The sequence below is a fragment of the Alkalibacterium thalassium genome (assembly GCF_900101165.1).
GTDB classification, from domain to species: domain Bacteria; phylum Bacillota; class Bacilli; order Lactobacillales; family Carnobacteriaceae_A; genus Alkalibacterium; species Alkalibacterium indicireducens.
The window spans coordinates 1-9,848 of the sequence record NZ_FNFK01000064.1; the positions used below are offsets into that span (position 1 = coordinate 1).

Sequence of the window (9,848 nt, forward strand, 5' to 3'; positions counted from 1 at the left end):
ATAGCCGGGTCAATTCAGCTGCTTGTTCTTTAGTCGGCTTTAATTTCACTTTGAGCACTTTAACACAGGACTTTGTCTGTTCTTTTTTCACTCGCTTCACCTCTATCATGAATACAAACGTGTGTTCTTTTTATTAACTTTAGTATATTACTCCGTCAACGGAAAGGCTAGAGAAATGTACACTTATTTTAAAAGAAAAAGAAGACAAAACAATCAGACATTTATCTCCATTTACGCTCTCATCCCACGATTAAAACCGTGGGCTTTCACGCTTGATAGTTCTGTAATTTATTGTTTCATAGATTCTACCGTACCGCCCAACAGGATTTTAAGGACATTACTTAACACTTAATTAACTTGAAATAAATACTATACCTACAATCGTTATAGCGTTTTCAATTGTTGTAGATGAGAATCATGTAATAATCCTCTCTCTGCCCTATAATTAGTAAGCGTTTTATGGTATACTAGTTTTTGTGTGAAACATAAATACGATAAATTTAGACGGAGGCTTTTAACATGAGCGTAATTACTGATAACTTTAAACACCTGGCACAGGAGAAAAAGATTCAATTTAAAACAAAGGACATCGAAGCACCTATTCGTAAAAAAGATGGCGAAGAAGTCAAGCAGCAGCAAATCGTTTTCCAGACTGCTTTACGTGTGAACCAAAATAAAGCGGTGGCTTGTGGCGTAATCATCCATGATGCTGATGTACCTCGTGCAAACTACCAGATCACATACAATAAAATCGGATACGTGACAGACCGTAACCGCCTGCCTGAAATTGTGACTGAACTGAACGAAATAAATGCGATGCGTTCTGGTTACTACCGTTTCGTTATCTCAGGAGATGGTGAAATCATCATGCGTCATCTGGGCATCACAGGTGAAGATGTAAAACCTATGATGGACGTCTTTGTATTTGGCGGACGTATTCTGAAAGCTTTACTTCCAGAACTGGAAAAAATCGAAGGCCTGGACATGACTCAACGTAAAAACTAAGAAACGAGGGTCTATAGTGGATAAGTATTTATTCGAAGCAACTGTTCATAATACAGACGGCGTCGAAGGCACTGCTTTTGTCGAAGGTGAAGTCGGCTTATCCGTGACTACTTCTCATCCATTAGATGACTCTTCCGGTACGAATCCGGAAGAGTTATTTGGTCTGGCGATGACGACCTGTCTGAATGCGACGATCGAATCGCTTTTAAGTGCCCGAGGAATGGACAACAAGAGTAAGGTGACGGCCAAAGTCCAGCTCAGAAGGGAAGCGAGTGGGGTAGGGTATTATTTCCAGGTCTATCTTTTCGCTTCGATCGAAGGACTGGATTTGGAAAAAGCTGAAACCCTTGTCCGCTCTGCCGAAAAACGCTGCCCGGTATCTAAACTGACTCAGGGCTCTGAAACGATCGAGATTCAAACCGTTCCTTATGATGGATAACAGGATAGAATGGAAACAGTTCTGGTAATGGTGAGTACGTTACTGGAGCTGTTTTTTGCTTTTAGAGGATATTAGAAAAAAGTTACTTATTTTTCAATTATTCAACCCAAAACAGGTGAATAATTGAAATCAACCAAATTAAGTTTATCATATCAAAAAAAACAGTTGCCGGGACCTGATCAGTCTCAGCAGCTGTTGATCATTTTAAGTCTTTTACAAATCGATCGGCTGACCGCCGGTAACACCGTAAATCTGTCCCGTAATAAAGCTGGCGTCGTCTGAAGCAAGCAGAACATAGACTGGAGCCAGTTCTACAGGCTGAGCAGCACGTCCGAGTGGTGTGCTTTGTCCGAAGTCAGGAATGTCTCCATCAAGTTTTCCGTTATCCAGCTGAAGTGGTGTCCAGATCGGTCCTGGTGCAACACCATTCACTCGAATCCCTTTAGGTGCAAAGTAGTCAGATAATGCAAGTGTGAAGTTACTGACGGCTCCGTTTGTCGCAGCATAGTCCAGTAAGCTCGTGCTAGGGGAGAAGGACTGGACTGAAGTCGTCGTGATGATCGCACTTCCCGGTTCCAGATACTTCTCGGCAGCTTTCACTGTTTCGTAGTAGCTGATGATGTTGACTTTAAATGTATCATTGACCTGCTTCATTGACAGGTCTTCAAGGCTAGGCTGAGCAATCTGCTGAGCAGCATTCATGACAAGGAGATCCAACGCGCCGAATGCTTCAGCAGTTTTCTCTACAATCTCACTTCCTGATCCGTCTTCTCTTAGATCATAGGGAAGCAGGAGTGCTTTCCTCCCTTCTTTTTCAATTAGATCTTTTACTTCATTCGCATCGCTTTCTTCTCCTGGTAAGAACTGTATGGCTACGTTCGCACCTTCTCGGGCAAAGGCAATTGCCGCCGCTCGTCCGATACCGGAATCTCCACCAGTAACCAGGGCATTACGTCCTTCCAGTCGGTTGTATCCTTTATACGATTCTTCACCTGAATCAGGCTGAGGGTCCATTTTGCTCTGCAGTGCGGGTGTATCCTGTTCCTGATCGGGGAATTTCTGATTATAGAATTTTGTCCGTGGATCTGTTAACTTCCGTTCTGACATTAAGGATCGACTCCTCTTACTATATTTTCCGAAAAGCGGTACTCTCGGATAAACAAATTATAGCAACCCTTTAAACGTGAATCTAACATTAGCGCTTGAGATGCTCTAAAGATTATAAAGAGACATCGCTTTGGCGATGTTTACCATATTGAATAGAAGATAAAGGGGAATCTGTCAGTAATCGAGCCTTTTTGAATGATTATGCTGGTTTTATTGCCAACCCAGGGAGCTTTCTCATCTCAGTGGACAGTAAATCAGGTATTATTGCCCACTCACAGCCTATGCACGTTTGGGTGGGTGATAATCTGTGAATCGTAGCCCACTCAAATGCTTTTACTCCTTAAGTAGACATTAATACTGTAATTAGTGACCACCCAACGCAATATCAGACATTCAGTGGAACAAAGTGAGCTGGTTATTGATCGATAATCTATAAAATCAGCAAAAATAGTATTTAAGAAATATTAAAATCAACTAAATATCGTTTAAACTTGATAATCAACTAAAAAAAGGGTTATACTTTGCAGTGACATGAAACGAACAGGAGGAGCAAGATGAGTGAAACAATAAAAATCGCCCTGATTTCAGATATTATCGCGTCCAGAAAGATGAAGGAAAGGGAACAGATACAGGAAATCCTGACCTCGATCCTGAATGATATCAATATACGCTTTAAAGGAGCCATTGAATCGAACCTGACTATCACTTTAGGAGATGAATTCCAAGGCATCGTGAACTCTGCAGAAGCAGCATTTCTGATTATCGATCTCATCTCTCTACGTTTCCAGACTCGAACTAAAGAGGAGATAGGAGAAGAAGTCACATTGAGGTGGGGGATAGGCATCGGCCGGTTGAGCACGCCGATAAAGAATCGCAAGGTCAGCATCGGTACAGACGGCCCGGCATACTGGCACGCCAGGGAAGCCATCGAATCGGTTCACCAGTATAATGACTATGGTCAGCTGAATGAAAAGCTCGCATCTGATCAGCCGGAAATAGACTTTTTGAACAGCATCATCCGTCTCCAAAATGTGATTAAAAACGACTGGACGATGTCTCAGAAGCAGACAGCTCTAATCATTTTGAATGAAGCAGGCTACGAGGCGTTTACCAATCAGACCATTAAAAAAGCGATGTCAAATCAGCTAGGTCAGGCTGTCAGTGAGCAGACTGTGAGCAAACGGATCATATCCACCCATATCAAGCAGTATGCCCATTCGAGAAAGCTGGTTGCCGAGAAAATAGAAGACTGGAGGCGAAGTCATGATCATTGAAAGTCTCATCGCCCACCTGATTGGGTACTTCTACTTTACAAAGTATCCGACCTTTCTGGCGCATTCCAAAAATGAAAAAGGACATTCCCAATATTCCTGGGGCATCTTCTTTACAAGTCTGGTGGTTTTCGGACTGATCGATGACATAGGCGATTACCTGCCGTGGCTTTCAATCAGTATCGGTCTGGTTCTAGGGCATGCGTTGTTCAAACATTACATCATGCAGGCCATCGATTTATTCATGAGCAGTACGATCCAGTATAATGCCTCCCATGCGCTCCAAACTTTTTATAGAAAAAACGGACAGATTATTGCCTTTGCCTTTCATCAGATGCTCTTTATCTTCTGGATACTGGGGCTGAATCAGTTTCTTTATGAGTTGTCGGAGCCGTCCATTCAGCTGTTCTTCATCATTATTGCCAGCGGGATTCTGCTTTTAAAAAGCCAGGTATCCGTTCAGTGGATTCAGACGCATAAGAAAACGGTCGGTCAGACTCTGGCATCCTATGTCGTTCTCAGTGCAATTGTGCTGTTCTTCAGTCAGCTCATCCTGTCCGTGCTGTCTCCACTGCAGCTTAACCCAGTCCGATTCATGATGACTGGAGAGCTGACGGACCCATATCTTCTATTTATCCGGTTCGTATTAATTCTGCTGCTCCTGATGCGGCCGGCCAATCTACTGATCCGGACTTTGAGCGTTCAGTATGATCCGAAAGGGACCCGAAAGACACTGGTCGAAGAAACCACTGAAACCGACCGCACACCTGAAAAAGGAGAGTCAGGTTTTAAAGGGGCAGGAGCCATGATCGGGAACCTGGAACGCATCCTGATCTTTCTATCGTTTCTAAATGGTAGTCTACTGTCAATTGTAGCCATTCTGTCCATTAAAGCTTTCGCCCGCTACAAGCTCATAGCGGACGATCCGTACTTTTCTGAATATTTTGTTATAGGGACGATGCTGAGTGTCCTGATTACCTTCTTGAGCTACCTGATCCTGATCGGTTTGTCGGCCTTTTAGGTCAGATGAGCTAATATGTTACAAAGGACCCATAAGCTCTAGATAGAATAACTGTAATTATTTTATCCTATCTGTATAGGAAATTCTAAATGGATAAGGTACAATGAAGTTGCATGAAAAAATAATGTGAATTAGAGGAGAATTGTATGACATTTAATAAAATCGAAACACAGGATCTACCTGATATCCAGTCCGTCGGTTCACTGTATGAACACGAAGAAACTGGGGCACAGGTCCTGCACATAGACAATGATGATCAGAACAAGGCCTTCACCATCGCCTTCAAGACCCCTCCATACAACGATAACGGGATCGCTCATATCCTTGAGCATTCGGTATTGAACGGGTCGGAAAAATACCCGTCCAAAGAGCCTTTTGTGGAACTGATCAAGGGGTCACTGAACACCTTCGTTAATGCCATGACGTTTTCGGATAAAACGATCTACCCAGTAGCCTCTACGAATGAAAAAGACTTTATGCATCTGGTCGGGGTGTATCTGGATGCCGTATTCAGTCCCAAACTGTATACTGACCCTCAGATCCTTGAACAGGAAGGCTGGCACTATCACCTGGAAAACATTGAGGATGACCTGATCTACAAAGGCGTCGTCTACAATGAGATGAAAGGGGCGACCGCTTCTCCGGAAGGGCAGCTTTATGATCATCTATCAAACAAACTGTACCCAGGAACAACGTACCAGTACAATTCAGGCGGCTTGCCAAAAGCGATTCCCAGCCTGACTCAGGAAGAGTTCGTCGATTTCCATACCAAGTACTATCATCCGACAAATTCACTGACGATTGTCTACGGGGATGTGAATCTGTCTACTGTGTTCGATGCGCTGGATGAGTACTTTGCTGGAAAAGGTAAAGGAGAAGCAGTCGACCTGACACTGACTATTGCTGAACCGGAAGCGAAAGTATTTGAAGAAACCTACTCGATCACTGAAGGTGATGATCCAGAAGGAAAAGACTATCTGGCTTTAGGCTGGCATGTACTGGAACCTGAAGATACACTGGACCATTACGGCATGAAAGTCCTGGAGGAAATCCTCTTCGGACACAGTCAGGCACCTCTTCAAAAAGCTCTTTTGGATGCTGAAATCGGTGGAGACATCGAAAGTGATGTAGCAGATATCGGGTATCCTACTGCCTTCATCATTTCTGCCAAATATGCAGACAGCAAGAATCTTGACCGATTCAAGGAAGTGACCGAGAGTACGCTTAAAGATATCGTCAACAAGGGACTCGACCAGGCTATAGTAAAGGCTGCTTTAAACAAGATCACTTTCCAGACAAAAGAAGCCGTCATTTCCGAGGACAACCCGCGTGGCGTCATTTATGCGATCAATGCCTTGAGTACCTGGCTGTATGACCATTCGCCTTATGACCGCCTGCAGTTCTCCAAATACCTTGAAGAACTGGCTGAGCTTGTAGAAGACGCATACTTTGAAAAGCTGATCGAACGCAAACTTCTGAATAATACACACCGGGTTGAACTGATTCTGAAAGCTGAACCAGGCAAGAGCGACAAGCAGGAAGCACAGACGCTGGAAAGTCTTCAAAAATACAAAGCCGGACTGTCTGAGGAAGAGCTGCAGGCAATCGTTGACAAGACGCATCAGCTGATCGAACGTCAGGAAACACCAGACAGACCTGAAGACCTGGAGAAGATTCCAACGCTGACAAGAGACGATCTGACAACGGACGAACCGGACTATCCTCTGGCCATCGATTCATTGTTTGACGGAACGGAATTCTATTATTCCGAGCAGTTCACGTCAGGCATCGATTATGTCAGTCTCTACTTTGACATCAGTGACTTTTCTGCAGATGACTATGCGGCTTTGAGTCTTCTGAGTGATTTACTTGGTGAACTGGATACCGATAAGTACGATGCAGCTACCCTTCAGACGGAAATGGATACCCACACCGGTGGCATCAACGGGACCGTCACGATTTACGAAGATCAGGAAGGAAATCTAAAGCCGTACTTTGCATTATTCGGAAAGGCATTGAGCGAACAGCTGACTGAACTCGTCGATCTCATGAAAGAAATCATGACGACTACTCGCTTCGATAATCAGAGCGAGATTCTGAAACAGATCCAGAGTTATATTTCTGATTTTGAGAACCGTGTAAACTTCAGAGCCCATGTCATTGCGGCAAACCGTGCCTTGAGCCAAGTGAAGCCTCTATCTAAGTTGGGTGAACACTTGAACGGCATCGATCAGTTCAACTACTTGAAAGCGACACGTGATGAGCTTAAAGCAGAGAATGAGTCTGGCCTGAGCACTGACCTGTCAGCCTTACTGGACAAGCTACTAAACAAACGTCGTCTGAATGCCCTATATGTTGGAGACAAAGAACAGAGTGTTAAAGTCAAAGCGGCACTGAAAGACGCCTTTGCAGACTTGGAGGACAGTCCTCTAGGAGAAGCGGTCAGTCATGAAGCAGGTAAGAAGCAGAATGAAGCGTTTGTGACCGCACAGGACGTCAACTATGTCGCTGTTGCTGCGGACGCAACGGACCACCTGGAATTTAACGGAGCAACTCAGCTTCTGTCTACTATCTTCAGATATGACTACTTGTGGAACACGATCCGAGTAAAAGGCGGCGCGTACGGCTCGCTTTATATGCATCGCCGCAACGGCAATGTTGCGCTAGCTTCCTACCGGGATCCGAATATCACTAAGACATTGGAAACCTACGCCGGTCTTCCTGATTTCGTCAAGTCGCTCGATCTGTCGGAATCTGAACTGCTGAAGTATATCATCGGGACGCTCAGTCCACTGGAACAGCCTAAATCAGCCCATAATAAAGGGATGACGGCCTTCTCCAGATACAAACAAGGATTGACCAGTGAAGACATCCGACGTCTGAAAGAAGAGATTCTATCTGCAGACGCTCAGTCATTAAATGATCTGGCTGACGCGTATCAGTCGCTGCTTGAAAACCGCTCTGTGGCAGTCATCGGGAACAAGACTCAAATCGATAAGGAAAAAGACCTGTTCGACGCAGTCTATGAACTGTACTAAATCACTTTTAGGGAAGGGGCCTATGGAAATAGGTCCTTTTTCATTATTGATATACAATTGGCTTCTACTTTATACTTTCCGTTTCTTTATGTTACACTTCATTTAGATTAAGGAAATGATTAAAGACATGATCAAAAAAAGCATAGCTTAGTTAAATTGAAGGGGGACTCAGACGAGTTGAGAAGGTTATGCCTGACCCTTTGAACCTGTTAGTTCAGACTATCGTAGGGATCAATTGACCATATTTAACACCCTTACGATGCCTGTCATGACGACTGAGCATCTTTTTTGTTCTCTGTCGATCGAAAGGATGAAAAAATGACCCGACTTGAAGAAATCAGAAAACAGATCAAACAGACAGTCACTGACGTCAAAGAGACGAACCCGATGGCCGGTTCGGTCACCAATTCTGTCACAATTAACCTTGTGGCCAATACGCAGATCGCAGTAGGCGGATCGGCTGCCATGGTCTACCTCCCGGATGAAGGTCAGTTTCTGGCCAAAGCAGGAGGAGCCACCTACATCAATATGGGAACGATGCTTCCAATTTATGAAGAGACGCTTCCGCTAGCTGTAAAGACATTGAAAAAAGAGGATAAACCGTGGGTACTGGATCCGGTAGCTATCGGGATAGGCCAACTGCGTACAGCCATGCTTAAACTTTTCAAGGAATACAAACCGGATATCATCAAAGGGAATGCATCAGAAATAATCGCACTTGCAGGATTATGGCAATTGGAAGGAGGGACAGGTGAATCTAAAGTCAGAGGCGTGGACTCGACCAATCACGTTGATGAAGCAAAAGCTGCAGCTGTATCGATCGCCCGCTGGACAGACGGCGCAGTCATCGTTTCAGGAGAAATCGATCTAGTCACTGACGGGGAATATGTTGCTACATGCCGGGGCGGGTCTCATTTTCTCGGAAAAATCACTGGTGGCGGATGCGCACTGGGCGGGGCTGCCTCGATCTATCTGACGTCCAGTATACCGTTCATTGCTGCCTTGACCGCCGTATTAGCCTTCAACCTGGCAGGGGAGCGGGCTGAAGAACAAACAGATGCACCCGCAAGTTTTCAAGTGGCTTTTCTAGATGAACTCTACAAGGCGACACCCGAAGACATTGCAGACTATCATTTTGAAATGGAGGAATTTCAATCATGAATACATTAGTGGCTGTATCTATTGCTCCGATCGGAACCAATGATGAACTGGCTTCACAAGTTGCAGAAATCGTCAAAGTCATTCGAGATTCCGGCCTTCCTAACCGGACAACATCCATGTTTACTGAAATCGAAGGTCCGTGGGACGAAGTTATGGCGGTCGTTAAACGTGCGACTCAAGTCCTGACAGAAAAAGGGATCCGTACGGAAGTCGTTTTAAAAGCAGATATTAGACCGGGGTACGACAATACCCTTTACACCAAAGTCGACAAGGTAAATAACATCTTGGGGAATCCGGATTCGTAATAATTAGTAACCCAGCGTTTAACTTGATTTGAGTTTGTTTGATTCCAGAAGAATAAACTGAATTATTGGACAAGTAAACTTAAGTACAGCAAGGAACCAGATGCCTGAACTATACTCATCCGAAAATGAGTGTAGTTCAGGCATTGTTTTATGTTTTAAACTATAAATTATTGCGTCAGGAAATAGTTCAGCACGAAACTGTCCGGTGAACTTCAGTCAGGTGAAAAACAAAACCATTTAAATCATCCGTAAACAGGTATACTTGAAAGAGAACCTGATTGATAACAGATTCACATTTTGGCTTTTAAGCCGATACTCGACTACGTTTCTTGTTATCCAGGGTAACTTTTTTTATAAATAACTCAAGTTTTGCAGTTAAAAAATAGCCTTTGACCCTTGGTGTCATTGACTTGGTACCGATTATTATGCCGCTTTTGATATTTGATTCAGCTGATTTTCTTTTAAAAATGGCTTGAAGAGTTCCGGTAAACTATCAAAGAT

General features: G+C 44.1%; 8 protein-coding genes and 1 riboswitch. Of the genes, 7 read left to right on the plus strand and 1 reads right to left on the minus strand.

The window, feature by feature from the left end; all coding sequences use genetic code 11:
• The first annotated feature begins 519 nt into the window (after positions 1 to 519).
• Both BLR76_RS10010 and BLR76_RS10015 read left to right on the plus strand, forming a co-directional pair.
• A complete protein-coding gene (locus tag BLR76_RS10010; RefSeq protein ID WP_091268598.1) occupies positions 520 to 1,005 on the plus strand; it encodes a hypothetical protein in 486 nt (161 codons plus the stop codon).
• Between the two features lie 16 nt (positions 1,006 to 1,021).
• Positions 1,022 to 1,444: an OsmC family protein gene (locus BLR76_RS10015; protein WP_245683082.1), complete on the plus strand. Its 423-nt coding sequence runs from the start codon at positions 1,022 to 1,024 to the stop codon at positions 1,442 to 1,444.
• Positions 1,445 to 1,657: 213 nt separating this feature from the next.
• Here BLR76_RS10015 and BLR76_RS10020 read toward each other — a convergent pair whose 3' ends face one another.
• Positions 1,658 to 2,551, minus strand: a complete 894-nt coding sequence (locus BLR76_RS10020) for an SDR family oxidoreductase (protein WP_091268606.1) — start codon at positions 2,549 to 2,551, stop codon at positions 1,658 to 1,660.
• Positions 2,552 to 3,105: 554 nt separating this feature from the next.
• On the opposite strand from BLR76_RS10020, the gene BLR76_RS10025 reads away from it, so the two are divergent.
• From BLR76_RS10025 to BLR76_RS10045, 5 genes are all read left to right on the plus strand, one after another.
• Entirely contained in the window at positions 3,106 to 3,825 is a 720-nt protein-coding gene (locus BLR76_RS10025) for a SatD family protein (protein WP_091268608.1), read from the plus strand.
• Positions 3,815 to 4,843 carry a hypothetical protein gene (locus BLR76_RS10030; protein ID WP_091268610.1) on the plus strand — a complete coding sequence of 343 codons (1,029 nt, stop codon included), beginning with the start codon at positions 3,815 to 3,817 and terminating at the stop codon, positions 4,841 to 4,843. Before BLR76_RS10025 ends, BLR76_RS10030 begins: the two co-directional genes overlap by 11 nt.
• A gap of 146 nt (positions 4,844 to 4,989) precedes the next feature.
• Positions 4,990 to 7,881, plus strand: a complete 2,892-nt coding sequence (locus tag BLR76_RS10035; protein ID WP_091268611.1) for an insulinase family protein — start codon at positions 4,990 to 4,992, stop codon at positions 7,879 to 7,881.
• A 150-nt stretch (positions 7,882 to 8,031) separates the two neighbouring features.
• Positions 8,032 to 8,129, plus strand: a riboswitch (TPP riboswitch).
• A gap of 70 nt (positions 8,130 to 8,199) precedes the next feature.
• Complete coding sequence (gene thiM / locus BLR76_RS10040; RefSeq protein WP_091268612.1) at positions 8,200 to 9,042, plus strand: hydroxyethylthiazole kinase; 843 nt, start codon at positions 8,200 to 8,202, stop codon at positions 9,040 to 9,042.
• Positions 9,039 to 9,347, plus strand: coding sequence for an MTH1187 family thiamine-binding protein (locus BLR76_RS10045; RefSeq protein WP_091268613.1), 309 nt, complete (start codon positions 9,039 to 9,041; stop codon positions 9,345 to 9,347). The genes thiM and BLR76_RS10045 overlap by 4 nt, the downstream gene beginning before the upstream one ends.
• The last annotated feature ends 501 nt before the right edge of the window (positions 9,348 to 9,848 follow it).

Bases quoted from the DNA above. Each gene is read 5' to 3' on its own strand.
- BLR76_RS10010 (WP_091268598.1), top strand. From the start codon at position 520: ATGAGCGTAATTACTGATAACTTTAAACACCTGGCACAGGAGAAAAAG.
- BLR76_RS10020 (WP_091268606.1), bottom strand. From the start codon at position 2,551: ATGTCAGAACGGAAGTTAACAGATCCACGGACAAAATTCTATAATCAG.
- BLR76_RS10025 (WP_091268608.1), top strand. From the start codon at position 3,106: ATGAGTGAAACAATAAAAATCGCCCTGATTTCAGATATTATCGCGTCC.
- BLR76_RS10030 (WP_091268610.1), top strand. From the start codon at position 3,815: ATGATCATTGAAAGTCTCATCGCCCACCTGATTGGGTACTTCTACTTT.
- BLR76_RS10035 (WP_091268611.1), top strand. From the start codon at position 4,990: ATGACATTTAATAAAATCGAAACACAGGATCTACCTGATATCCAGTCC.
- thiM (WP_091268612.1), top strand. From the start codon at position 8,200: ATGACCCGACTTGAAGAAATCAGAAAACAGATCAAACAGACAGTCACT.
- BLR76_RS10045 (WP_091268613.1), top strand. From the start codon at position 9,039: ATGAATACATTAGTGGCTGTATCTATTGCTCCGATCGGAACCAATGAT.